We start from the raw sequence: 20,512 nt of genomic DNA on the forward strand, positions 1-20,512 counted from the left end.
CTGTAATCTGTATGCTAGATTTGGAAGCTGGCGTCAATCGCATCTTCATTTCATTAGCACTTTTTGGATGCCCATCCCGACCCAGCGGACAACAGGTACCGCCTTAGAATTCCCGATTGCTTTATAGCGTGGGCTGTCCGGACATTCACTGGCAGGCTTGCCTCGCCACGGGATTTGCGTGAAGTTATCGGGAAAGCCTTGGCAGCGCTCCCACTCGATCACAGTGGTTCGGCGGATGCCTTCGGGCTCCAGCACATATGCCTCTCGATCATCGAGAGAGCCTCCCCCCTGTGCCGTGAGAGTAGGGTGAAGTGCAAACTCCGCCGACCGTCCCGGCGGGCAATCCCGGCGAGTGCCTTCGCGCTCAAAAAGTACCTCGGTGGGATCGAACCCGTCTCGAGCACTTGCGATAACGAATACACGACGGCGTCGTTGGGCCAAGCCGAAATATTGGGCGTCCAAGACCCTCCACGCGATTGTTCTTTTGGGTCCATACACACAACCAGCGTCTTGCCATTTTTTCCCTGGAGGCTGCAGCTCGCAGTCTTCCCCAGCAAGCGCGCCAAGAAAACATCCGAAGGCGTTCCCTTTGTCACTGAGGACGCCGGGGACGTTCTCCCAGACGATAACGCTGGCGGGCTTTCTCTGGCCGGCGCGAACATAGTCAACTGCATCTGCAAGCTCCACGTATTTGATGGTGAGGGCGCCGCGTGGATCAGTGAGGCCTTCCCGCATACCGGCAACCGAGAAGGCCTGGCACGGGGTGCCGCCGACCAGCACGTCCGGCGCCGGGATCTTGCCGGCCACCACCAGGGCGGCAAGCTTGGTCATGTCGCCGTGGTTCGGCACGTTGGGGTAGTGGTGGGCCAGGACCGCAGAGGGAAACGGCTCAATCTCGGCGAACCAGGCGGCGCGCATGCCCAGTGGGTGCCAGGCTTGGGTCGCGGCTTCGATGCCGCTGCACACGGAGCCATAGGTGATTTCGGACATAGGGGATCCTCGCCTGCTGGCGTGATTCGTTGAAGTGGGGTATTGAATGTCGTCCACATCGTTTAGAGGAAAGACATATGGATTGGTATGAGTCGCTGTTTTTACAGATGTGCGCGCACGTTCTTTCCGAGGCACGAATGTCGGACACGGCGCGAGTTAGTGGAAAGCCAAATTACGACATCACAGCAACCAGAAGAATCGTAGGGTCCTACCGAAAAGAAGCTCAGCTCGCTTATGACGCGCCCGCAGCTCTTGAAAAAATTTCGAGCGGGGCTAAGTACGTTGTCTTGATACTTGTTCGAGAGCATCAATTCATTAATGCCTTGCAGAATCTCAAGGAGAAATGTCACGTAGTACTCAGCGCTACTATGGAGACAGATGCGCGCGCAAGTGCGGTATCGAATTACTATGTCGATGTCGCAATCTGCAAACCTTTTTAAGTGGCGCCCTCAACGCAATATGTGAGGAAGAATCAAGTGGCTGGCGCTGAATCGTGGAAAACATCCATCTGCGCCGCGCCGTCGAGCCAGGCCGCCGCTATCCGGCGTTCAGCCATGGCGGCATAGTCGGGATTTAGCTCGCAAAGGATCGAATTTCGACCTTCCTGCATTGCTACCACCGCCGTGGTACCGGCACCGCCGAACGGGTCGAGCACAATCCCGCCCCGGGGAGCCCCCGCCAGAATGCAGGGCCGAATCAGATCGGGCGGGAATGTGGCGAAGTGGGCGCCCTTGAAGCTGTGCGTCGGTACCGTCCACACAGTTCGCTTGTTACGCTCGGTGGGCATCACTGCCAGTGCAGAATCCATCGACTCGTTGTCCTTTATCCTTCCCCGGCAGCGCTCTTTATCGTCTGTTCCATGACCCCAGCCAACGCCGTTCGACTTCCTGGTCACCGCCTTCATGTTGCCGTTGCTCTTGGCTCCGCCATTGGCACGCTCACTGCCAATCTGTGCAAGGACATCCTGCGAAAGCCGGTTGTGGGTGTTGGGTGAACAGGGTTCGAGGATCGCGCCCTGATCGAAGTAGTACTTCGGCGCCTTGCTCAAAAGGAAGATGTACTCGTGGGACTTGGTGCACCTGTCGCGGACGCTCTCTGGCATAGGGTTTGGCTTGTGCCAGATGATGTCCTGCCGCAAATACCAACCGTCGTCCTGTAGGGCGAATGCCAGTCGCCAAGGCATTCCCATCATGTCCTTCACCTTGACCCCCTCAGTCAGCGGGGCGCGATCAGGCGATACGGCAGCTCTGTCACGACGAAATGAAAGACTCCCTGTTGAACGCGCTGCGTAGCTGTCGCCCATGTTTACCCAGGCCGTGCCTTCGTCTCGGAGTACTCGACGCACCTCGCGGAACACATCGACCAGACGCCCGATGAATTCTACCGGTGTCTGCTCAAGGCCGATCTGTCCGTCGACTCCGTAATCCCGCAAGCCAAAATAGGGAGGACTGGTTACGCAGCACTGCACTGACTTATCCGGCAGCGTCTGCATCATGTCGATACAGTCACCGACCAGTATCTGGTGGGAAGGACTCATGAGATATTTCCAGTCGGATGCCACTCTCCGTGATAGGTGATGGCATTTTGGGATTGGTTGGGGTATCACGGGGAACCGGCATGAAGCCGGCTCAAGGAGATCTGCTGATGTCTACTGATCGTGAAGTTGCGCTGGAACAGGCACTCATTGCTGTGATCGCTGCGTCAGAGGCTGCGGGAGCCAATACCAAGGATCTGCTGGACATCGCGAGCGGGTTGATCATTGGTCAAAGCCCATTTCGCAAAGTCGAAGATAGGCATGTCGCTATGGCGTGTTTGGAGATCAGCAACGCGCACGCCACTGCGCTTACGCTTAAGTCTGAATAGCGTTTATGCTGATTCGATGCCGGTCTTGCTGAATTCTTCAAGCTGTCGCGACTGCTTTTCAGTGATGACGAATTCGGGTCGCGACATGGTGGTGAAACGGGTGGACTCTTCGGCGGGCGCAGCGGCGAGGTTGATCAGGAACGTCGACACAGTCTCCTGCCATTCCTTGAAGCCGTGGCGCTCGCCCAGCAACTGAAGTGCATCAGCGAGCGCTTTCGACACAATCAGCGTGCGCTTCTCGGCGCCGATCTTGTCGAGCAGGGCTTTCTCCTTGGCGCGCTTGTCCCGCTGAATATCCGCGTTGCTCTTGGCCATGGCCTACCTCTTCAATTCCGCTGGCCGGCAGTGCCAGCCATGTTTGACGTTTGCGTTGCTGGACTCGATTGATACGGCGCATCAGGCACCATTTAGGTGGTGGTGAGGCGCGAAAGGTATGTCGTCGTCGAAGCTGTCGTAGTCCGGGCCGTTGGTACCTTGCTGGCTCTGCTGCGGTGCTTGCTGCTGAGGTCGCGGCTGTTGGCGTGGCTGCTGGGCTTGCTGTTGTTGCTTAACTCCTTGTGGCGGCGAGCCTGCAAACTTGATGGCAATCACTTTTCCGGTCAGCTTGTTGCCCGGCGTGCCATCGCCTCGTTTGAACTCTTCAATATGCGCATCATCAATGGTGAAGTGCATCAGCTGACCGCGCACCAAGTACGGCGCCATCGCTTCGGCCTGCTTGCCAAAAATGACGGCTTCGACCCATTGGGTAGGCTTTTTGCCATCCTGACCCTTGCGACCGTAATCGCAGGCCAAGGTCAGGGCGACAACAGCAGTAGGGTTCTGGCCTGTGGTGTAACGAAGTTCGGCATCACGGCCAATCCGGCCTATATCGGTAAGTTGTGGCATGTTGGCTCCGGTTTAGGCTGCGATCCCGAGCACTTTATTCATGCGCTCATCGAGGATTTCGTAGAAAGTTTTGACGCGCTCGGAAAGCTTTCGGATCAGGGCTTCGTCGCGATAGGCACGCTTGATAAACAGAGGCATGCCGGGCCAGTAGCTGACGAAATCGATCCACTCGCGCTCTGATACCCACAAGCCGCCTTGGCATTGTGCGATGTGGTCCTTTGGTATTTCGTTACCCAGAATCACGCCGACCTGAAATTTCGGGAGCTTCGTTTTGATTTCACATAGACCGTCTGCACCGATCAGCGAGTCAGGCGAATAGCCGATGCCGTGGTTGAGAATGATGCCGACCTGCTGGGTGGTGACTCCGGTTTGGGCTTCAAAAAGCTGGCGCCCGGTGCCTTCCAATTCGTGGCCTCGCTCGGTATGGCGGTTACCCATAAATGGGTCCGCGGCCTCACCGGTGATGCGCTCACCGATCAGCGTATCCATGTAGGTGAATGCGCCTGCTCCCAGGCCCGCCTCACCCTTGCCGTTAACCAGCAGGGTATCCAGCTCGGAGCAGGTCACGATGCCCAGGCGCAGGTTCAGCCACTCTTGAGTCCCTTGCTCAACGTTACTGATGATTTTCATCGTCTTGTCCTTCTATGTTTTTGCTGTTCTGGGTCGCTGACTTGGTGAGCATTGCCAGCACCTGGTCAAACATGGTTTTTTCAACGGAGGTCGGCGTGCCGTGGATGCCGGCGAAAGCGGACTTCGCTTTGTCGCTGCACTTCTCCAGCAGCATGGCGAGCTGCGCAGCCTGGGCCGAGGTGACACGTGGGGTGATCTTGGCGGCCGCACCGTTGCCGTCGTCATCTTCGCCAGTGGTGGTGATGTTCAGCAGTAGGCCTGCGGTGTATCGCTTGCCGTAGCTGACGCTGGAGGCCACGGCCTGCACGCCGTTTTTGCTGCCCGACGTATCCACAGGCAGGACGATGGAGGTTATTTCACGATGCCCAGCTCGATGGCTCAGCACGCCCTCAACCTCGATGCCGCGCTCGTTGCGTGGAGTGCGGAAGGTGAGGGCAAAGCCATACTTGGCCATCACCGGTTTGATCATCTCGTTGATGTCTTCCCAGAGCGCGTAGGTGCTCTGGATTCGGCCGTTCCTGTCCTTGATGCCGCCACGCTCGCCAATCACCGGCATCTCTTCCTGCATTTGGGCTAGCGCATCGTCGTACTGCTGTTTGGCCTGCTGTGCCTGAAAGCGCTCATGCATCGCCATCAGGCGTTCCATCTTGTCGATGTCAGCGTCCGGACTCATGGCCACCTGCTGGATGATCGCCATGATCGTGGCAGATTCACTTTGTACGGCCGGCGAGCGCTCGACCTGGTCTTTTACTGCAAGATTGCTCATGGCGACCTCAGTACGAAATTGAAATGGCGGGAATCTTGCGCTGGGCAATCAGGGTGATCGCCTGCTTTGCGCATTCTTCGGTCATGCCGCCGGTGATGAAGGCTTCCAAGGCGGCGCGGTTGATCTTTGCCTGGTGAACTTTGTTGGCTTCGCGGGCCGCAGTTTGGCGGCGCTCTTCGTCAGCTTCCGCGTGCTGTCTGGCGATCTCGTTCTTGCGGGCCTGCTCGACGGCTGCTTTCTGCCTCTCGATGCCCGCCAGTCGTTCGCGCTCTGCGTTTTGCTCTGCTTCGATGCGCTCACGCTTTGCCTGTTCGGCTCGGCGCTCGGCTTGTTCCGTCTGAAGCCTTAGTCCCTGTTCGCGCTTCTCGGCGGCGGCTTGCTCGTCCTGGACGCGTTTGGCCTCTGCGTCACGCTCGCGCTGAGCCTTGGCTTCAGCTTCGCGAGTGGCTTGTTCGGCGGCTTCACGGGCGATCCGCTCATCACGATCCTTCTTGTCGCGGGCTTCCTTTTCTTCTCGCAGGCGCAGCAGCTCGGCCTGCTCAGCTTCATACTGCGTGCGCTCAGCAAGCAGGGAGCGCAGTTTCGCCAGCGTCTGGTCCTTCACCTGAGCGGCTTCGGCAAGGAACTCTTCCCAGCTGTCATCCATAGGCACCATTTCAAGGGCTGCAATGACCTGAGTGACGGTGGACGCTGTAGGAGTACCCTCGAAAACCAGCGTGTCCTTGATGTCCTGAATGCCATCGACGTGCTTGTCGGTTCTGGCCAGTTCAGCCTGCTCCCAGTCTGTCAGCGGCTTACGGGTGGCATCGCGCAGGTTATCCATCTTGGTGACGAACTCGCGCAGCTCTGCCTCGACCACTTTTGGCATTTCCTTGAGGCGCTTCAGGTAATCGCGGCCGGGTGTTTCAACTGCCTTTTTGGACTTGCTCACTGTTGCGGCCAAGGAAGCAATGCGAGCGCGACCTTTCACGGTAGTCAGGTCGGGAACCTCGGCGGTTACTTCGGCCTTCACCGCGTCGAAAAACTGGCCTAAGCCCCCGGTGATGTAAATGGCCGGTGCGTTGTCGTCGCTGATGTCGTCGATGGTGATGAGTTGCTGTTCTGCGGACATGGCTATGCTCCTGCGATCCGTGCGGGCCGCATGAATGAATTAAGAAGGGGTGTACCCTGGCGGGAGGGCGGTATAAAACGCGGTGACTTTGTCCTGAAGCATTTTTTGAGCAGTGGCTTTGTCTCTGGAGCTGCCGGTGTAGTGGCTTCTCCCGCAGAAAGTGAAACAGCCCCACCATCTGCCACCCTTACGGCCATCCCAGTAAACATGGGGCTCCGCAGCCTCAGCCTTTCCGCTGGAGCGGTTGTGCAAGTTGGCTAGATGAGTTACATCCCTGAGATTCGCGAATCGGTTATCGAAGCCGTTGCGATTGATGTGGTCAATCTCGCTCACTGGCCACTCGCCCGTCATGTACAGCCAGGCGGCTCGGTGAGCCATGCACCGCTTACCATCTATCCGCAACATCACATATCCGGAGTTGTTGATCCCGCCAGCGATTGTTCCAGCATGCCGGTTGGATACCTTGATCCGTCGTGTGAAGTGACCGGTTTCAGGATCATAGGTAAAAAGCTCTTTCAACCGAGCCTGCGTGATTTCCATGGGCGATACCGGTCCGATGCCGCGACGTGCGCAGCGCTTGAAGTTGAAAGTCAGGAGGTGAGGCTGTCGGCGAAAGCGCTGAGCAACATCAGGACGGTAAAGACGGCGAGGGCAGGGAATGAGCCCCGCCAGAGCGCGAAGCGGCGTTCACGTTGATCAGATGTCATGCCGCGTGCTCTCGGCGTTCGAATCGATCAGCCGCTGCGTCTGCCGCGATCTCTTCGGCACGGGCCTGGCCGTAATCGTTCGCCCAAGGCCGAATCAAAGCATCAGCTACATCGTGCAGGGCTGTCGGATGATGCTTCGCCTTGGGTGCGCCCAGCGCCATACAGGCCAAGTCATAGGCCTTTCCATACTCAGAGCGCCCGCCGGCAACGACCTCGCAGATCATCTGCTCGATGGGGTATTCGCGATTGTCAGTCAACAGAGGGGCAATGTTCTCCTGCGCGCCAAGATACTCAGCCAGCGCTTCATACAGAGACTGCGGTGTAACCAGGGCAACCGACTTGCCATAAGGGCGAGGCGCCGTAACGTTATAGCCGCAAATCAGAGTGTTGATTGCATCGTGAAGCCAGTCAGGGCCTTCAACGGTATCGAGAAAGTCAGGCATGGCAGCTACTCCTGCTCAAGTTTGCGTGCGAAGGTGCAGGCGGCGTTATGGTCGCGGCGAAAGCCCTTCACCTTGTTGGTGCGAGAATCGACGATGTGGAAGAACTCGCCGCTCACTGGGATTACCCGGTAACGCGGGGCGTTCTTAGGAGGGGTGGAGCCGACCAGTCCGAGGTGAAGCGCGACGGACATATTGCGGCGCTGATGCATGGCGAGCGCTACATCGCAGTAAGCGCGGTTACTTTGGTTCATGGTCGCCTCCAGGGCGAAAACCGCATTAGCCAGATGCCAGGCACGGGCGACCAAACCCAGCCGTGAGACTGGACTGGCACCTGCTAATGCGGTCTTTATAGTTTAAGGGGAAGGGTGCAGGCGCCGAGCGCTGCCTCGGATGCTTCTGGCGTGACTGCGATCGGTGCAGCCCCGGGAATCACCTGCAAAGAAGAGCAATTAATGAATTACTGAATTATCAATCTGCGGACGGGACGGACACGGAGCTCGCCGTACTTGTCGTTGCCGTCCTGACTGCCACCAGCGAAGCTCATGCTGAATGCGTAGTTGGCGGAGCGCTGCGTGCTGCTCCAGTGCCACTCTTTCTCAAAGAGCTCCGGAACGTTAGCCATGCAGAGTGCAAGCTCGCTGATGGCTGGTAGATAAAGGTCGCTGTGGCCATCAATAACAAGCTCTTCACACCACTGAGCTGCTGGGTGGCTTTCGCCCGAACCCTCAACCAAGTGCAAGGTGTTTGCAAGCCCGTCACGGCGGCTAGAAGCTTCTTGCTCGTCAACTTCGTATCCGCCATAGGCCAGCTTCTTGCGCAATACTGCTGCGTCAGTCGGAACTATCAGGTGGTAGTCAGGCTGGCCGTCATCGCCGCGCATCACGCCGGCATATACGCCGCCTTGGCCAGCCCAGAACGTACCGATTGCCGGGGTTTCGTTGGCAGCGGCTGGTGCAGGAGCTGCGCCAACTGCCAGTGTTGCGAGCTTCAGGACCAGGGTTTCATTAGGGCTACTGATCATCAGATCGCCGCGGGTGTAGGTTGTCATCGCTTGCATGGTGGGGGTTGGATGCTGTATCGGTAGAGCTTCTGTCGCTTTCTCTTGCTGCCCAGTTGCGGCTTCCGGTTGCCACGCCGGTTATGTTTGCTCGGACATGCAGAGGACATTGCGCAGAAGCTCTCCGATACAGCCTCTTGCGAGGGATCGGGCAGTTAACGACAGGCTGTCGTGGCGCTGGTTGTCACATTGAGCGCTCCAGGTTCTCAGCAATTTGCTGATCCACTAGGTCACCAATCTTGAATGTGTCGTCTATCGAAAAGTGCGGATTACATTCGGAGCAGTGACCAGCAACCTCAATCTCGACGGCGTACCGGACCAGCTCCTGATCGCGGAAGCAGGAAGGGCAGCGAACGGTTTCAACGCCGCGTGCCTTCACCTTCCCAATACAGCATTTCTCGGCGTCCTCCTTCTCGTCGTGCGACTCTTCGCAAATGTCGCAGAGCCACACATCGTTTATGTCCGGCTGACAGCAACGCTCCGCCTCATGATGGAGCTCATGAACTTCGTTGCAGGAGCCGCACTCATAGGCCCGCTTCGGCATATCAAGCACCTCTTAATTGGGCCCTGCCACCATGGCCAGCCAGTGAAATCTCACTCCTCACACGCTTCCACATGCCGTCCAAAAGCCCACACCAGAACAGCCACACAAACCAGAAGCACAATGACAATGCTGATGCAGGTGATTGGTAGCCATCCCATAGGGAGCTCCTCGGTTGTTTTCCCAATGCTCACCGCGCTGGATGGGCATCAGTGAAAAGGTCCGTCATGCCTCCATGCGCACCGTGACGTGGCCATTGCTCGCCACGATGCGCTCCCAGTGGTTGAAGTAGACGCAGGCGCCGAACTTGTCGATTGCCGCCTGCTTTACCTTGCCGAGAACATCGTCAGCGCACTCTCCGTCGTCCGGGATCGCCAACCACTCAACGCGCTTGTTGAGCGTTCTGTTGTTATCAATGTTGAACTGAGCCATTTCAGTGCCCTCCGTTGATTTCCAATGCCGCCTCATAGAAGCGGCATCAGTAAATCTGTGGGTGCGCTCACAAATCCTTTGGCTCAAGCGCGTACTTGATTTGAAGGTTCTGCTCTGGTGAATAGATCGGGTTACACGTACTGCAGTGCCTGGCAACAGCTATCTCAATTCTGAATTGAGCCGTGGCGGCAGGGCGCAGGCAGTTCGGGCAATGCTCATCGTCCGAAGACTCAATTTCTGCGTGGCTCAAAATGCACTTTTGAGCGTCACCCTCTTCGTCGTGCGATTCGTCACAAATAGGGCAGAAGAACCTTTCAATGACGCCAGGCATGCAGCACTCGCGAGCCCCATCCTCATCATCGTGCAGCACGTTGCACGCATCGCACTCGTACTTGATCACCACTCCTTTAGCCATGGCCTATTCCTCGGTTGTCATCCCAAGCAGCCCTCGCGAGAAGGCTGCTCAGTGATGCTTTCCGCCGTGACCCGCTACTGGCGTCGGTCACTGGCATGAATCATCTGTTAAAGAACTATTGGTTCCAGTCGGTCCCTCTCGGGGCTGGGAGATCACTTCACTGATCCCGGGCTATCTGGCGGCTTCACCAGTCGTGTGTCGGGATACCTGATCCCTGTCGCTGCGGTGTGTTGCTGCGATGGGCTCAATATGAACCAGTAGTTCATATTCGGTCAAGTACCGAAAGTACATATTTTTTGTTGGGCCACAAAAAAGCCCGCTCAGTGGCGGGCCTCAGTGGTTATGTGTTCCGTTATTTTGTTACAGCTAAAACTTGTCTTAAGCCATCCATATCCTGGGTGGAAACAGATCCCTCCACCCCGCAAACCTGAAATTCAATCAGTTTTGCGGCTGCAAGGCGCTCTAGATTCTGGCGGTCAACTCTCTTGGAGAATCGCTCAATAGATGACGAGCCACCGCTGATTTCGGAGTAGGTCATCTCAAGATATGGGTCTGGCGCACCATCTACCAACCAGTAAGTATGGTGGCACTCTCTGTAGCGCGAACGATCAGACACGGCGACAAGCTGAATATCCCCTGGTGTCCATCGAGCTATTAGATCGACTAGCAGCTCGGCAATGGCGTCGCTGTTGTCTGAAAGAGTCTCAATGTGCTCGTTGATTCGATGCGATGTTTCTGCGGAGCCCCTTTGGTCGATCCAGATTCCTATTTCTTCGATAGCAGAGCCCAGAGCGTTGATGTTTTGGTTCAAACGGCTGAGTAGGGCTGGTGTCGGGTCGTCGGGAAGGGCGGTCATAGTGCGTCCTCTGGATGATGAGGAAAGCGTAGCAGACACAAAAAAGCCCGCGCACTGCCGGGGTAAGCAGTACGCGGACAAGCGCCGAGACAGTGGAGTCTCAATCTCGGCGTTTGGAGTCTAGGTGGGGGGAGGGGGATTGCAAGGGGGCAGAAACAAGAAGCCCGGCGCTGGGCCGGGCTTGCACTCAAGCTCTTACGCGATGTTCAACCTTCATCCGGATAGCGTCTGTATCTTGGATGTTGGCAACCACATCGTTAGCTGCGTTGATCAATCGACGCCTATCCAATTTTGGAATGTCGTCAATGTTCGAGCATATGACCATCGAATCGAAGTCTTTTCTGGCCGCCTGCAGGTGTTGCAGAATGATAGTGGTGAGCATCGCCTTCTCTTTGGTGTTCACCCCAAACAGGTAAAGCGGCCGACGTGGCGCGTGGATATGGTAGTCAACGGGGTATGAATCGCCATTTGGCACGCCCGGAACGACATAACCCCGCTCAATCTGCTCTGGAGGCAATATAGATTCGATAACAGAGGCGAGGTCCTCATAGAAGGTCGACTCTATTCGGCTGCGCGTCCATAGGCCTATATCTTCTACCCGGGTGATACCCTGTCCGAGCGTGAACAGACCGCGAGGGATGGCATCGCTCGACACCTCCAGGTACAACTCGCCGTCATCCTCCGCAAGACCGCCTTCCTTGAGGATGGTCTCAAACAGCTTTCCGCGCGCTCCAGTAAACAGCTTGGATAGGTCGTTTTCGTAGCTAAGGCGCATCATTGTGGTGCCCATGTCGGAGATTCTCCATCCGGCAGAGATAGGCTTCAAATATGCGGTGAATCCATCGCCATCACGGCCTGTCATGGGTAGGTTTACCCGAGCATAACTATCGCCCACAGTGACTCTCACGTCTTGGCAAAACGTGTTGCACAGTTGCTTTTCGAGAGCTTGTTGGTCGATGTTCATCACAGGTCTAGGTCCAACTGATCGTCACTTACTTCTTCATTATCGTCGTGATCTGTCTGATTGGCGAGGCGTATTCCGGTAATCTTACAGTCGTCGATTATCGCTCTCAGTGCGCCATCAAGATCTGAATAGCGATCTGTACTCTCGGCAAAGTGCTCTGACTTCCGACCAGCAGCCATGTATCGCTCGGTCGCTCGATGAATGTGGCAATGATTGTCGGAGCGGGTGCCGTCGAGCGGATTGTAATGAGGATGGTCGCTACCGTTGTAGCGCGCCAAGGTCACTTTTTCACCGCCGGCGTGCAGATAAAGAAGGCCACAGGAGAAGGACTCCTTCAGGCGCTCGTTCTGACGAAGGTAGAGGGAGAAAAGCAGCTTGCCATCTTGCGACTTAAGATCGTAGTTACGCTGCCGCGATCCTCTTTGCGTCTTCCAACGCGCATTTGATGAAATCGCCGTTTTCGGTGTGCCAAGTAGGCGCTCTATCTGCTCGTCCGTAAGAATGATGTCGCCCATCAATGCTCCGTAATTTTTCATTAAGGCGTTTCAGCGCCATTTTTCTAAGGCTGCGCCCGCACAATCCTTCCCGCCTTCACCTCATCAGCATACCCCACCAGCCGATCCTCCCCAGCCTGAAACACGGTGCACATCCTCAGCACGGCTTGTGCATCCAGGTCATTCCCTGATTGGCTCAGTCGCTCAGCGATCCTCTTCAACTCTACGGCGGACCACTTCAGGTCTGAGGCGATCCCCTGCAGGTCGCGCTTTAGGTTTTGGTTGGGCTGGCTGAGGGGCATGCGTGTCTACCTTCAATTTTTTGGAGCGTTAGATCACTGAACCTTGGCGCTTTTGATGTCACTGATGATTTGCTTCGCAATAGCCTCAACCTGTTCTTGAGTCATGGCCGACATAGCGCCCTCCCAGGCAGAAGAAGATGTATCGTAGGTTCGAGTGCCGATCAATTGACCCGATTTCAAGTCCGTAAAGTCTGCGCTCGAGTTGATCCATGCATTGCCCACCATCACTCCGGCGCCATAGCGAGAGCCTGGTGTTAGGTATCGAAAGTTGGTCACGTTGACCTTGATGCCAACACCGTCTTGTCCGCTCGGGCTTGAAGCTTGAGTCTCGGACAAGCGATATCCCGCCTGGTTAGCTTCAGCTTGCAAAGCTTCGCTCCACTCGCGCTTCAGGCGTGGCCAGTCTTCATTCTGTTGAACTTTACTGTTCCCTTGAAGGTTAACGACCAAGTTTTGTTTGGCTGAGTCTTGAATTGTCAGTGTTTCAGTGCCGCCGCTTTTCACAGAGGCAGCGCATCCGCCCAGCATTGAAATGGCCAGAGCGCAGGGCAGGGCAAGTAAGATTTTACTGCTGTTCATTGAATTTCCTTATTCACAAGAATTAAGACAAACCTAAAGGGGGCACCAATATAGATCACTCAGCCTTCGCCCTGGTGATGACCCCGGCCTTCACCTCATCCGCTAGTGCCGCAACCCGGTCCGCATCTTCATACAGCTTCGCAATCAGCTTAAGGACCGCCGCTACCTCGACATCTCGGCAGTCCTTGGTGATTCTGAGTACTTCGCTGGCCGTCTGCTCAAGATCAAGCCCTAAATCGATGAGCTCGCGGCGCAGCGCTTGGTTGTGCTTGGTTAATGTCACGAATCCACCCTAATCGCTTAAGTCTCTCGACTTCAGATCCTCTGAGATCACCTTAAGCCGCTCAATGTTCTCGTAGAGCTTGGTGATCATCTTCAAGGTCTCTATCAATTCTGCGCCCTGGTATTTATGCGCCAGGCTTAGCGCTTCATCTGCCGCTTGCTCTAGTTCAACGCCTAGCTTTATGAGCCGGGCACGTATCTCTTGGCTAGGCTTGGTGAGAGGCATGGGGGAGGGCTCCTAAAGGTCGCCGCCGCGCCAGATGACTCGGCCAAGGATTCGGTGTTCGTTCGATTCGCTGTGTAGAAAGGATCGATCCGGGTACTCACCCTTATCTGCGTTGTCGCTACGCAATATCCACTCACCCGAAGTGGTCAGGACCAGGCGCTTAACTATCGTTCCGTCAGTGGTGCTTTCTAATACAAAGATGCCGCCGTCTACTGGATCGACCTTGGAGCTATCTACCAGCAGTACGTCGTGATTACTGATCGTTGGCCACATGCTTTCGCCATCGGCGTAAATCACTTTCAGGTTCTTTGGGTTGGCCCTTTTAGCTCTAAGCCAGTCGCGCTTGAAGGCGAGGGTATTGCGAAGCACTACGTGCGCGTTGTCATAGCCAGTTCCCGCAGCCGCTTTTGCGGTGTACTTGTCAACGAAGGCGTAATCATCCCAGTCATCTTTCTCTGTCTGCTTAGGGATTGCCCGAGACCCAGCATGCGGTGCCTGTTCTGGATCTGGAGGCGCATCGCCCCCAGGGCCTTGGCCTGATCCGTGCTGCAGCCACTCAACCTTTACATCCAGAGCATTGGCCAAGGTCAGCATCTTTGCGGCGCCAGGGATCGATTCACCGTTTAGCCACTTACTTACTGCTTTGGGGGTAACGCTCGTGATTTTCGCCAGGCGAGCGCCTGCTCCCCACTGAGGGATGCCTTTGGCGTCAAGCGCCTGCTTGAGTCGGCCAACAAAGGCCGTGCGTAACTCTTCTATCTGAACCATAGGTTCAATATCGCATGCACTTGCATGTACTTTCAGTTCCGACATAATATGTACTGCAAGTTCATAATTAATCTGGAGGCCTTATGCGGCCGCTCAAGAAATCAATCGATGACGCTGGTGGCGTACCTGATGTCGCTGCGGCCTGTCAGGTAAGTCCTCGCGCCGTTTACAAGTGGCTCTCAGCAGAGTCTCTGCCTCGTACCGAATACACCGGAGAGACTGACTACGCGAAGCGAATAGCTGATCTCGCTACCGCAAAAGGAAAGCCATTTGAGGCTGACTGGCTGTTGGTCGAAGCCCATCCAAGCAAATCCCAAAAATCCGCCGCCTAACCCACCCCTCAGTCGCGCTGCGGGCCAAATTTTCGCCCACTCCTTGGCAGTGGCGCCACGTAACAATTTTCGAGGTGTTACATGCAGACATTGATGCAAGCCATCTACGACGTAGTCGATGAGCACGGCACCAAAAAGATTGCGGAGGGCGCCAGCTTTACGTCACGCACGCTGCTGGCTCAGAAAGCCAATCCTGACTACGACAGCCACAACATGAACGTGGCTGAGCTGGATCGGATTATGGCTTTCACTCGGGATTTTCGACCGTTGGTGGCTTGGGCAGATCGCTTCGGCTTCGACCTGGTTGCGCGCAAGAGGCCCAGCCCGAAAGCACTCATTGTGTCGCTCAGCGCGGTATCGGCCGAGTACGGAGATGTTGCACGTTTTATCGTCGATGCGCTTGCAGACAGCTTTGTTAGCCGAGGCGAGAAAGTGCATGGCGACCGAATCATTCAAGAAGTGATTGATGCGCTGCGTGTGCTGCGCGAATCGCTGAAGGCCGCCTGAACTTCAGCCCGGAGAAAGATTATGAGTGAAGCCGAACTGAAAGTTGAGATAGCTAACAAGTCCGACTCCGAAGAGCTGGATGGTTTATTTGCCACCCTTGAAAAGATCTCGGCCCGCAGCCTCGAAGCTTTCCTTGATGCCAAGCATCTGTTTTTCAGCAGCGGCGATTTGCTCTCTCCCGGCCTCATCGAGTTCAGATTGGTCGCTGCAAGCGGGACAAGTGAAATGTCCGTCTCGCTTCACGTCACCGACCGATTTCGAGTACTGGTGGCCGCACTTTCCGCAGCTCACCTGGAATAGCTGGTCATCAATGATTGTCATGTCCGGCCTCCGAGGCCTTTTCGTGTGGAAGCCTGAAGCTACCACGGATGCGCCGGACACCTATAACGCCTGAATTTCAGGCACAAAAAAGCCGACGGTCGAGGTCGGCTCATTGCTAAATCTGCGAGGCAATAATGAATCCACAGGCGATCCCCGTCAATACCCCTTCACGTGTCGCGACACGTTTTACCGAAACTGAAAACGTGTCGCGCTTTAAATTTCGTTTCCAGGGGATCTCGCAATGACCTCTGACAACATCGTCCAGCTCAATAGCAGCAGGGGGTTCACCCGAATGGACAATAGCCTCATGGAGGCTTTGGCTACGGTTGACCTGCCAGCGCGCGAACTGCGCGTTCTCATGGCCATTGCCAGGCAGACCATCGGCTATCAACTCGAAACCAAACGCCTGACCGCTGACGAGATCGGCAAGTTCACCAACATGCGCCGCGACGTGACCTCGAAAGCGATCAGTCATCTGCTCGAGCGCCGGATCATCTACCGGATTGGCGGAAGCCGTGGCGATATCGGCATTTCACCCATTCGCGAATGGTCTTTCTACGAAGAAAAAGCACAGCGTCTCACTGAGACCAAAACGTCTCACTCAGACAATATCGTCTCACTGAGACCTGATGCGAGTGAGACCAAAACGGCAACTTGCCTTCTTTATACAAAGAAAAACCCCCTATTAACTCTTTCTTCGAAAGAGATTAATCCGCCCCCAGCTGAATCTCCTGCTGTCGTGGAAGGCAAGCCAGCCCGCAAGCCACCGTTCGGCATGGTCCAGATGCTGGCCGACAACCCACACCAGATCCCTGATCAACTGCTTGTGGACTGGCTGGCCCTCCGCAAAACCAAGCGCGCCGCCGTCAGCCAGACCGTATGGGGATCGTTGAACGCTGAGCTGAGCAAGTGCGTCGAGCTGGGCATCACCGCCTCTGACGCGATGACTGAGGCGCTGGCTGCTGGCTGGCAGGGGTTCAAGGTCAGCTGGATTGTTAACCGCTTGGCTCAGTCTGATCGAGCCCCAACCACCGCATCTGCTGGCCCTGACTTCTACAGTCAGGCATGGCGCACCGACATGAGCGACGAGCTATGAGAATCGTCAAGTCAGTCATGCCAGCAGCCGCAAGCGCTGTGAGGGCTGGTCAAGGGTCTGTGCCGGCCCCCGTGCAGCTTGGCAGTGTCGACAACCAGACCGCAGAAGTGGTCGAGAAGATTTTCCGCCAGCTCAAGGCGATTTTCCCGGCTTGGAAAACGGCATGGCCAGACGAGAAGGCGCTCGGCTCTGCACAGCGCAGTTGGACCAAGGGCTTCATGGACGCTGGCATCTGCGACATCCACCAGGTTGAGTTCGGTATCAAGCAATGCCGCAAAAGCGGATCACCGTTCGCGCCAAGCATCGGCCAGTTCATCCAGTGGTGCACACCCGGCCCGGAGGCCTACGGCATGCCTGCAGCGGCTGACGCATGGCTGGAAGCCCTAATGGGCACCGCCAGCCACGAAGCGGTGCGAATTGCAGCCAATGCGACAGGGCTTTTTGATCTGCGGGCAGCCAAGCAGGAAGACAAGGCGATGCGTGCTCGTTTCGAACGCAACTACGAAATCGTTCTTCGCCGCGCCCAGGCCAATCAGCCGCTCGACGGCAAGATCCTTACGGGGATTGGTCACGACAGCCAGAAGACCGAGCTGGAGCGAGCTGAGGAGTACGCCAATCTCCGGCAGGCCAAGCTTCTGGAAGTCCAAGGCATCCCAACTGCTGGCGGGGCCGCACGCGCCCAATTGCTGGCGCGACTGAACATCAAGCGCGAACCACAGCGCAGCAAGGAGAATTTCTAATGGCTGATGACGTCGATTTTGCAGACGAGCGAATTGAAAAAGAACTGGCCTCAGCCCTAGCTGCTCGCGTGGTTTACCGCGGCGAAAGTGCTCATGAGTGCGAGTGTGGCGAAGTGATTTCAGAAGGGCGCCGTGCTGCGGTGCCGGGTGTGAAAATTTGCAAAGAGTGTGGAGACCGGGCGGAACTCGCAGCTTCGGGGGTGAGACGTGGTTGATCATTCCGAGTTGAGGGTGAAGCAATGACTGATAAAATCAGCGTGAACTGCCAAGCCAAGCTCTCAGAAGCCATCACCTGCCTTACCGCCATGTACCGCGACAAGAAGTTCGTGGTGGTCTCCCTGCGCCCGGGTAAGGATCGAACGCTTGACCAGAACGCCCTGTGGTTTGCTCTGTACCAGCGCATTGCCCAGATGACCCAAGTCGGCGACGTGGAAGATGCCCGGCGGTACTGCAAGCTGCATTTCGGTGTGCAGATCCTGCTGAATGAGGACGAAGACTTCCGCGCAGCCTGGTACCGGACCATGCGCCACCTGTCATACGAGGAGAAGTTGGACCTCATGGGCGGGAACGCACTTTTCGGTCCTGATGGTTTTCCGGTAACTCGCCTGTTCAATCGTGCTCAGGGCGTGGCGTACACCGATCGTATTGATGCGGAGTTCACGGCCAAGGGTGTGGTGTTCGCGGACTTGCTGAGCAAGGAGGCTGCGTGAGCCTTCTCGACTGCTTTACCGACGATGAGTTGCTCGAAGAAATTGTTCGTCGACGCAACAGCAATAAGAGCAACCGGCAGCCCGCCAGATGGTGCGAGGAATGCTTGAACTTCCGCACCTGGAGCGAGAAAAGCGAAGTCCCTGCCGACTACAACCCTTGCTCCAAGAAGCACCAGATGGACTTCCATACGCCAACAGCATGGCAGTCGCCTGAGTGCTTCGGGCACTACCGAACCATATGCACTGACCGGCAGGAGTGCCCGCAATGATATTGGCCGCCAAGCAGCCCAAGCCGAAGACATGCCGCAACCCCGTGTGCTCGATCAAGTTCGTTCCGCAGCGCCTCGGGCAGGCAGTGTGCAGCCCAGCCTGTGCGTTGGCCACCAAGGACGTGAACCTGCAGAAGGCTCGCAAGTCGCTGGCTCAAGTTGAGCGGCGAGAGATCAAGGTTCGCAAGGAGAAGCTGAAGAGCAGGGCGGATCATCTGCGTGAGGCTCAAGCCGCGGTAAACGAGTTCATCAGGCTGCGTGACGCACACCTGGCATGCATCAGCTGCGATTCGTTGCCCAACGATCACGACCTTATGACCGGCAGCCGCTGGGATGCTGGCCATTATCGATCCGTAGGTGCCTGTCCAGAACTGCGTTTTGAGCCGCTGAACATCCACCGCCAGTGCGTGAAGTGCAATCGCAACCTTTCGGGTAACACCGTTGAGTACCGCATCCGCCTGGTGCTTCGCATCGGCGCTGAAAAGGTGGATTGGCTGGAAGGGCCTCACCCGGCCCGCAAGTACACCGTAGAAGAGATCAAGGCCATCAAGGCTGACTACCGGGCAAAGACCAGAGAACTGAAGAGGGCAGCAGCATGAGAATTGACTCGGCACGTCAGGCTTGGCATGACTGCAATTACAACCCGGCCCCGGGCCAGGCCTCTGATGCCGCTGAGTTAGGCGTGGTCGTGCAGGGCACTCAGCGCGGGCCTACAGCTAATCACGCTGTGCACGGGGCCTTGGCCGGGCAGATCCAGTCAGCAATTGCGCGCCTGCACTTCCAGCTCCGCGCATTCGGCAATGCCATGTATGCCGCCGAGCCATGCGCCGATGATGTGGAGGATGCAGAGGAGGCCGTGTTCAATTTGGCTTGCTCGCGCGTGGAGCGAATGACGGCCAGTAAGCGGGAGCGTGCTGAGTATGTGGCCAAGGGGGTATTCCGCCGATATCGGTACATGCATCAGGGTGGGCAATCGGCGAATCCTGATCCAATGAGCAAGCCTGAAGTATTCCGGGCGTGGCTTAAGGCTGAGTACGATATTGGACTGATCTCGGATCGCTGGGGGCGAGATTGGGAGCCTTTTGTGCAGTTGTGCTTCGATGCTTGCTATGACATTGATGCTAAGGCCTTGAGTCCAATTGGCGGGGTTATTTACCAGATGAAAGAGGCCGCTTGACTTCCCGCCCGGCTGACGGCATCATTTCGCCATAGTTAGTATTTTGCCTTTGGCAACTTACTCAAAGAAGCCCGGCCTCTGCGTCGGGTTTTTGCTTTTTCTGAGTTGTTCTTTTTGAGGTGCCAGTGGTGTGATATCGTTAAAGATCACTGGAATCAACACCTTAAAGGGAATTTATGCACTCGTTTCTTTTGAAGACCTTTGGCGGTCTTACAACTAGCTACTATGTCCGTCAGTTTATTTTCGGAGCTATATTCGCAGCTTTGATCCTCTCGCTTATGTCGAGCAGCCCTACCGGCTTCACAGGCAAATCGGGTGTGGTTTTTATGTCGATCGTGTGTACGATTCTTTACCCGTATTCGCGATTCGTTTATGAAAGCGTCGTTGGCTACATCATGGGAAACAACGTGTTTTTTGTGAATGCCATCCTGATGCTGATGGTTAAAGTGTTCACTATGGCCATGTGCTGGTCATTGGCAATTTTCGTAGCACCCGTTGGTCTCGCGTACCTTTACTGGCGCAACAGCCGACAGATTTCTCAGTAAGAGAAACCAGAACATTGAAACCCGGCCATAGCGCCGGGTTTTGCGTTTTAAAGCCTGCTGGGCCATCCTTGAGCTTCACAATTGGAGGCCCCATGGATACGGGAACGCAAGGAACGCAAGAAATAATCACCAAAATGATTGCCTCGATGGAAAAAATGGCGAGAACGGAGTTCGCGGAGACTCCTCTCAGCAATTTTCCTTTTGAGGTCTCATTCCCGCTCGACGATGACACTCCTGACCAGGCTCAGTCTCTTTGCGAGAATCTGACTCTAGGCTTGAGCAAAGTGTTTAGTCCTTCGCTTGTATGCGTCATGGTCGAAGACTCGCAGTACAAGGTACGTATCGATCGATAATGAGCAGTGCCTTTGAATAACCCGGACATATGCGCCGGGTTTTTATTGCCCAAAGAAAACCGTTCCACTGCGGCTAGAGCAGCCATCGGGACGTCTGGACACCGGCAGCCCGCGCACCCTGACCTCACACGCTTGTAGGGTGGGCGAGACT

The 20,512-nt window shown here is 56.1% G+C and carries 34 protein-coding genes; 12 read left to right on the top strand and 22 right to left on the bottom strand.

The window, feature by feature from the left end; genetic code table 11:
* Positions 1 to 45 precede the first annotated feature (45 nt).
* On the bottom strand, positions 46 to 990 hold the full coding sequence (locus tag JQ848_RS10135; protein WP_202210579.1) for a DNA cytosine methyltransferase: 945 nt from the start codon (positions 988 to 990) through the stop codon (positions 46 to 48).
* 77 nt (positions 991 to 1,067) lie between these two features.
* Between JQ848_RS10135 and JQ848_RS10140 the strand changes: the two genes are divergently transcribed.
* Complete coding sequence (locus tag JQ848_RS10140; protein WP_202210580.1) at positions 1,068 to 1,430, top strand: hypothetical protein; 363 nt, start codon at positions 1,068 to 1,070, stop codon at positions 1,428 to 1,430.
* Between the two features lie 32 nt (positions 1,431 to 1,462).
* Here the strand turns inward: JQ848_RS10140 and JQ848_RS10145 are convergent, their stop codons facing one another.
* A complete protein-coding gene (locus tag JQ848_RS10145; protein WP_202210581.1) occupies positions 1,463 to 2,527 on the bottom strand; it encodes a DNA-methyltransferase in 1,065 nt (354 codons plus the stop codon).
* Positions 2,528 to 2,634: 107 nt separating this feature from the next.
* Here JQ848_RS10145 and JQ848_RS10150 point away from each other — a divergent pair, with 107 nt between their 5' ends.
* Positions 2,635 to 2,853, top strand: coding sequence for a hypothetical protein (locus tag JQ848_RS10150; RefSeq protein WP_202210582.1), 219 nt, complete (start codon positions 2,635 to 2,637; stop codon positions 2,851 to 2,853).
* A 3-nt stretch (positions 2,854 to 2,856) separates the two neighbouring features.
* On the opposite strand, the gene JQ848_RS10155 is transcribed toward JQ848_RS10150, so the two are convergent.
* From JQ848_RS10155 to JQ848_RS10245, 20 genes are all read right to left on the bottom strand, one after another.
* Positions 2,857 to 3,168, bottom strand: a complete 312-nt coding sequence (locus JQ848_RS10155; protein ID WP_202210583.1) for a hypothetical protein — start codon at positions 3,166 to 3,168, stop codon at positions 2,857 to 2,859.
* Positions 3,169 to 3,249: 81 nt separating this feature from the next.
* Positions 3,250 to 3,738 carry a single-stranded DNA-binding protein gene (locus tag JQ848_RS10160; RefSeq protein ID WP_202210584.1) on the bottom strand — a complete coding sequence of 163 codons (489 nt, stop codon included), beginning with the start codon at positions 3,736 to 3,738 and terminating at the stop codon, positions 3,250 to 3,252.
* 12 nt (positions 3,739 to 3,750) lie between these two features.
* Positions 3,751 to 4,368, bottom strand: coding sequence for a lambda exonuclease family protein (locus JQ848_RS10165; protein WP_202210585.1), 618 nt, complete (start codon positions 4,366 to 4,368; stop codon positions 3,751 to 3,753).
* Positions 4,352 to 5,134 (bottom strand): ERF family protein, encoded by a 783-nt coding sequence (locus JQ848_RS10170; RefSeq protein WP_202210586.1) that lies wholly within the window; start codon positions 5,132 to 5,134, stop codon positions 4,352 to 4,354. The genes JQ848_RS10165 and JQ848_RS10170 overlap by 17 nt, the downstream gene beginning before the upstream one ends.
* Positions 5,135 to 5,141: 7 nt before the next feature.
* Positions 5,142 to 6,245 carry a hypothetical protein gene (locus tag JQ848_RS10175; protein WP_202210587.1) on the bottom strand — a complete coding sequence of 368 codons (1,104 nt, stop codon included), beginning with the start codon at positions 6,243 to 6,245 and terminating at the stop codon, positions 5,142 to 5,144.
* 39 nt (positions 6,246 to 6,284) lie between these two features.
* Entirely contained in the window at positions 6,285 to 6,785 is a 501-nt protein-coding gene (locus JQ848_RS10180; RefSeq protein ID WP_202210588.1) for an HNH endonuclease signature motif containing protein, read from the bottom strand.
* Between the two features lie 163 nt (positions 6,786 to 6,948).
* A complete protein-coding gene (locus tag JQ848_RS10185) occupies positions 6,949 to 7,395 on the bottom strand; it encodes a hypothetical protein (RefSeq protein WP_202210589.1) in 447 nt (148 codons plus the stop codon).
* 5 nt (positions 7,396 to 7,400) lie between these two features.
* The gene (locus JQ848_RS10190; protein ID WP_202210590.1) at positions 7,401 to 7,646 is read right to left on the bottom strand and encodes a hypothetical protein; all 246 of its coding nucleotides are present in this window, start codon (positions 7,644 to 7,646) and stop codon (positions 7,401 to 7,403) included.
* Between the two features lie 206 nt (positions 7,647 to 7,852).
* Positions 7,853 to 8,443, bottom strand: coding sequence for an Lcl C-terminal domain-containing protein (locus JQ848_RS10195; RefSeq protein WP_235972445.1), 591 nt, complete (start codon positions 8,441 to 8,443; stop codon positions 7,853 to 7,855).
* Positions 8,444 to 8,636: 193 nt separating this feature from the next.
* Positions 8,637 to 8,996, bottom strand: a complete 360-nt coding sequence (locus JQ848_RS10200) for a hypothetical protein (RefSeq protein WP_202210592.1) — start codon at positions 8,994 to 8,996, stop codon at positions 8,637 to 8,639.
* Positions 8,997 to 9,218: 222 nt separating this feature from the next.
* Positions 9,219 to 9,425 carry a hypothetical protein gene (locus tag JQ848_RS10205; RefSeq protein ID WP_202210593.1) on the bottom strand — a complete coding sequence of 69 codons (207 nt, stop codon included), beginning with the start codon at positions 9,423 to 9,425 and terminating at the stop codon, positions 9,219 to 9,221.
* A 67-nt stretch (positions 9,426 to 9,492) separates the two neighbouring features.
* Entirely contained in the window at positions 9,493 to 9,840 is a 348-nt protein-coding gene (locus tag JQ848_RS10210) for a hypothetical protein (RefSeq protein ID WP_202210594.1), read from the bottom strand.
* Between the two features lie 352 nt (positions 9,841 to 10,192).
* The gene (locus JQ848_RS22885; protein WP_328821550.1) at positions 10,193 to 10,696 is read right to left on the bottom strand and encodes a hypothetical protein; all 504 of its coding nucleotides are present in this window, start codon (positions 10,694 to 10,696) and stop codon (positions 10,193 to 10,195) included.
* A 187-nt stretch (positions 10,697 to 10,883) separates the two neighbouring features.
* Positions 10,884 to 11,660 (bottom strand): DUF1828 domain-containing protein, encoded by a 777-nt coding sequence (locus JQ848_RS10220; RefSeq protein WP_169872379.1) that lies wholly within the window; start codon positions 11,658 to 11,660, stop codon positions 10,884 to 10,886.
* Positions 11,660 to 12,175: a DUF6978 family protein gene (locus JQ848_RS10225; RefSeq protein WP_202210595.1), complete on the bottom strand. Its 516-nt coding sequence runs from the start codon at positions 12,173 to 12,175 to the stop codon at positions 11,660 to 11,662. The genes JQ848_RS10220 and JQ848_RS10225 overlap by 1 nt, the downstream gene beginning before the upstream one ends.
* 44 nt (positions 12,176 to 12,219) lie before the next feature.
* On the bottom strand, positions 12,220 to 12,456 hold the full coding sequence (locus JQ848_RS22720; RefSeq protein WP_235972447.1) for a hypothetical protein: 237 nt from the start codon (positions 12,454 to 12,456) through the stop codon (positions 12,220 to 12,222).
* Positions 12,457 to 12,489: 33 nt separating this feature from the next.
* Complete coding sequence (locus tag JQ848_RS10230) at positions 12,490 to 13,035, bottom strand: DUF4410 domain-containing protein (protein WP_202210596.1); 546 nt, start codon at positions 13,033 to 13,035, stop codon at positions 12,490 to 12,492.
* 55 nt (positions 13,036 to 13,090) lie between these two features.
* Positions 13,091 to 13,318 carry a hypothetical protein gene (locus tag JQ848_RS10235; RefSeq protein WP_202210597.1) on the bottom strand — a complete coding sequence of 76 codons (228 nt, stop codon included), beginning with the start codon at positions 13,316 to 13,318 and terminating at the stop codon, positions 13,091 to 13,093.
* A 9-nt stretch (positions 13,319 to 13,327) separates the two neighbouring features.
* Positions 13,328 to 13,543: a hypothetical protein gene (locus JQ848_RS10240; protein ID WP_202210598.1), complete on the bottom strand. Its 216-nt coding sequence runs from the start codon at positions 13,541 to 13,543 to the stop codon at positions 13,328 to 13,330.
* A gap of 12 nt (positions 13,544 to 13,555) precedes the next feature.
* The gene (locus tag JQ848_RS10245; protein ID WP_202211278.1) at positions 13,556 to 14,311 is read right to left on the bottom strand and encodes a LexA family transcriptional regulator; all 756 of its coding nucleotides are present in this window, start codon (positions 14,309 to 14,311) and stop codon (positions 13,556 to 13,558) included.
* A 413-nt stretch (positions 14,312 to 14,724) separates the two neighbouring features.
* Between JQ848_RS10245 and JQ848_RS10250 the strand changes: the two genes are divergently transcribed.
* The 10 genes from JQ848_RS10250 (at position 14,725) to JQ848_RS10295 (ending at position 20,008) form a co-directional block, all read left to right on the top strand.
* Positions 14,725 to 15,150 (top strand): phage regulatory CII family protein, encoded by a 426-nt coding sequence (locus JQ848_RS10250; RefSeq protein ID WP_202210599.1) that lies wholly within the window; start codon positions 14,725 to 14,727, stop codon positions 15,148 to 15,150.
* Between the two features lie 21 nt (positions 15,151 to 15,171).
* Positions 15,172 to 15,450, top strand: a complete 279-nt coding sequence (locus JQ848_RS10255) for a hypothetical protein (protein WP_202210600.1) — start codon at positions 15,172 to 15,174, stop codon at positions 15,448 to 15,450.
* 262 nt (positions 15,451 to 15,712) lie between these two features.
* The gene (locus JQ848_RS10260) at positions 15,713 to 16,567 is read left to right on the top strand and encodes a replication protein (protein ID WP_202210601.1); all 855 of its coding nucleotides are present in this window, start codon (positions 15,713 to 15,715) and stop codon (positions 16,565 to 16,567) included.
* Entirely contained in the window at positions 16,564 to 17,307 is a 744-nt protein-coding gene (locus JQ848_RS10265; RefSeq protein WP_202210602.1) for a replication protein P, read from the top strand. The genes JQ848_RS10260 and JQ848_RS10265 overlap by 4 nt, the downstream gene beginning before the upstream one ends.
* Positions 17,307 to 17,522, top strand: coding sequence for a TraR/DksA C4-type zinc finger protein (locus tag JQ848_RS10270; protein ID WP_202210603.1), 216 nt, complete (start codon positions 17,307 to 17,309; stop codon positions 17,520 to 17,522). The genes JQ848_RS10265 and JQ848_RS10270 overlap by 1 nt, the downstream gene beginning before the upstream one ends.
* Before the next feature lie 24 nt (positions 17,523 to 17,546).
* Positions 17,547 to 18,017 carry a hypothetical protein gene (locus JQ848_RS10275; protein ID WP_202210604.1) on the top strand — a complete coding sequence of 157 codons (471 nt, stop codon included), beginning with the start codon at positions 17,547 to 17,549 and terminating at the stop codon, positions 18,015 to 18,017.
* Positions 18,014 to 18,286 carry a hypothetical protein gene (locus JQ848_RS10280; RefSeq protein WP_202210605.1) on the top strand — a complete coding sequence of 91 codons (273 nt, stop codon included), beginning with the start codon at positions 18,014 to 18,016 and terminating at the stop codon, positions 18,284 to 18,286. The genes JQ848_RS10275 and JQ848_RS10280 overlap by 4 nt, the downstream gene beginning before the upstream one ends.
* Positions 18,283 to 18,885: a recombination protein NinG gene (locus tag JQ848_RS10285; protein ID WP_202210606.1), complete on the top strand. Its 603-nt coding sequence runs from the start codon at positions 18,283 to 18,285 to the stop codon at positions 18,883 to 18,885. The genes JQ848_RS10280 and JQ848_RS10285 overlap by 4 nt, the downstream gene beginning before the upstream one ends.
* Entirely contained in the window at positions 18,882 to 19,463 is a 582-nt protein-coding gene (locus JQ848_RS10290; protein ID WP_202210607.1) for a hypothetical protein, read from the top strand. The genes JQ848_RS10285 and JQ848_RS10290 overlap by 4 nt, the downstream gene beginning before the upstream one ends.
* A 176-nt stretch (positions 19,464 to 19,639) precedes the next feature.
* Positions 19,640 to 20,008, top strand: a complete 369-nt coding sequence (locus JQ848_RS10295) for a hypothetical protein (RefSeq protein WP_202210608.1) — start codon at positions 19,640 to 19,642, stop codon at positions 20,006 to 20,008.
* Positions 20,009 to 20,512 lie beyond the last annotated feature (504 nt).

Source organism: Pseudomonas paraversuta (assembly GCF_904067025.1).
Classification (GTDB): Bacteria; Pseudomonadota; Gammaproteobacteria; order Pseudomonadales; family Pseudomonadaceae; genus Aquipseudomonas; species Aquipseudomonas paraversuta.

Excerpts from the sequence above, each read along its gene's own strand:
- JQ848_RS10185 (WP_202210589.1), bottom strand. The coding sequence starts at position 7,395 with ATGCCTGACTTTCTCGATACCGTTGAAGGCCCTGACTGGCTTCACGAT.
- JQ848_RS10140 (WP_202210580.1), top strand. The coding sequence starts at position 1,068 with ATGGATTGGTATGAGTCGCTGTTTTTACAGATGTGCGCGCACGTTCTT.
- JQ848_RS10295 (WP_202210608.1), top strand. The coding sequence starts at position 19,640 with ATGCACTCGTTTCTTTTGAAGACCTTTGGCGGTCTTACAACTAGCTAC.
- JQ848_RS10240 (WP_202210598.1), bottom strand. The coding sequence starts at position 13,543 with ATGCCTCTCACCAAGCCTAGCCAAGAGATACGTGCCCGGCTCATAAAG.
- JQ848_RS10180 (WP_202210588.1), bottom strand. The coding sequence starts at position 6,785 with ATGGAAATCACGCAGGCTCGGTTGAAAGAGCTTTTTACCTATGATCCT.
- JQ848_RS10175 (WP_202210587.1), bottom strand. The coding sequence starts at position 6,245 with ATGTCCGCAGAACAGCAACTCATCACCATCGACGACATCAGCGACGAC.
- JQ848_RS10155 (WP_202210583.1), bottom strand. The coding sequence starts at position 3,168 with ATGGCCAAGAGCAACGCGGATATTCAGCGGGACAAGCGCGCCAAGGAG.
- JQ848_RS10225 (WP_202210595.1), bottom strand. The coding sequence starts at position 12,175 with ATGGGCGACATCATTCTTACGGACGAGCAGATAGAGCGCCTACTTGGC.
- JQ848_RS10285 (WP_202210606.1), top strand. The coding sequence starts at position 18,283 with ATGATATTGGCCGCCAAGCAGCCCAAGCCGAAGACATGCCGCAACCCC.
- JQ848_RS10160 (WP_202210584.1), bottom strand. The coding sequence starts at position 3,738 with ATGCCACAACTTACCGATATAGGCCGGATTGGCCGTGATGCCGAACTT.
- JQ848_RS10210 (WP_202210594.1), bottom strand. The coding sequence starts at position 9,840 with ATGGCTAAAGGAGTGGTGATCAAGTACGAGTGCGATGCGTGCAACGTG.
- JQ848_RS10265 (WP_202210602.1), top strand. The coding sequence starts at position 16,564 with ATGAGAATCGTCAAGTCAGTCATGCCAGCAGCCGCAAGCGCTGTGAGG.
- JQ848_RS10275 (WP_202210604.1), top strand. The coding sequence starts at position 17,547 with ATGACTGATAAAATCAGCGTGAACTGCCAAGCCAAGCTCTCAGAAGCC.
- JQ848_RS10165 (WP_202210585.1), bottom strand. The coding sequence starts at position 4,368 with ATGAAAATCATCAGTAACGTTGAGCAAGGGACTCAAGAGTGGCTGAAC.
- JQ848_RS10200 (WP_202210592.1), bottom strand. The coding sequence starts at position 8,996 with ATGCCGAAGCGGGCCTATGAGTGCGGCTCCTGCAACGAAGTTCATGAG.
- JQ848_RS10145 (WP_202210581.1), bottom strand. The coding sequence starts at position 2,527 with ATGAGTCCTTCCCACCAGATACTGGTCGGTGACTGTATCGACATGATG.
- JQ848_RS10245 (WP_202211278.1), bottom strand. The coding sequence starts at position 14,311 with ATGGTTCAGATAGAAGAGTTACGCACGGCCTTTGTTGGCCGACTCAAG.
- JQ848_RS10135 (WP_202210579.1), bottom strand. The coding sequence starts at position 990 with ATGTCCGAAATCACCTATGGCTCCGTGTGCAGCGGCATCGAAGCCGCG.
- JQ848_RS10190 (WP_202210590.1), bottom strand. The coding sequence starts at position 7,646 with ATGAACCAAAGTAACCGCGCTTACTGCGATGTAGCGCTCGCCATGCAT.
- JQ848_RS22720 (WP_235972447.1), bottom strand. The coding sequence starts at position 12,456 with ATGCCCCTCAGCCAGCCCAACCAAAACCTAAAGCGCGACCTGCAGGGG.
- JQ848_RS10270 (WP_202210603.1), top strand. The coding sequence starts at position 17,307 with ATGGCTGATGACGTCGATTTTGCAGACGAGCGAATTGAAAAAGAACTG.
- JQ848_RS10195 (WP_235972445.1), bottom strand. The coding sequence starts at position 8,443 with ATGACAACCTACACCCGCGGCGATCTGATGATCAGTAGCCCTAATGAA.
- JQ848_RS10250 (WP_202210599.1), top strand. The coding sequence starts at position 14,725 with ATGCAGACATTGATGCAAGCCATCTACGACGTAGTCGATGAGCACGGC.
- JQ848_RS10220 (WP_169872379.1), bottom strand. The coding sequence starts at position 11,660 with ATGAACATCGACCAACAAGCTCTCGAAAAGCAACTGTGCAACACGTTT.
- JQ848_RS10290 (WP_202210607.1), top strand. The coding sequence starts at position 18,882 with ATGAGAATTGACTCGGCACGTCAGGCTTGGCATGACTGCAATTACAAC.
- JQ848_RS10230 (WP_202210596.1), bottom strand. The coding sequence starts at position 13,035 with ATGAACAGCAGTAAAATCTTACTTGCCCTGCCCTGCGCTCTGGCCATT.
- JQ848_RS10170 (WP_202210586.1), bottom strand. The coding sequence starts at position 5,134 with ATGAGCAATCTTGCAGTAAAAGACCAGGTCGAGCGCTCGCCGGCCGTA.
- JQ848_RS10260 (WP_202210601.1), top strand. The coding sequence starts at position 15,713 with ATGACCTCTGACAACATCGTCCAGCTCAATAGCAGCAGGGGGTTCACC.
- JQ848_RS10205 (WP_202210593.1), bottom strand. The coding sequence starts at position 9,425 with ATGGCTCAGTTCAACATTGATAACAACAGAACGCTCAACAAGCGCGTT.
- JQ848_RS10255 (WP_202210600.1), top strand. The coding sequence starts at position 15,172 with ATGAGTGAAGCCGAACTGAAAGTTGAGATAGCTAACAAGTCCGACTCC.
- JQ848_RS10150 (WP_202210582.1), top strand. The coding sequence starts at position 2,635 with ATGTCTACTGATCGTGAAGTTGCGCTGGAACAGGCACTCATTGCTGTG.
- JQ848_RS22885 (WP_328821550.1), bottom strand. The coding sequence starts at position 10,696 with ATGACCGCCCTTCCCGACGACCCGACACCAGCCCTACTCAGCCGTTTG.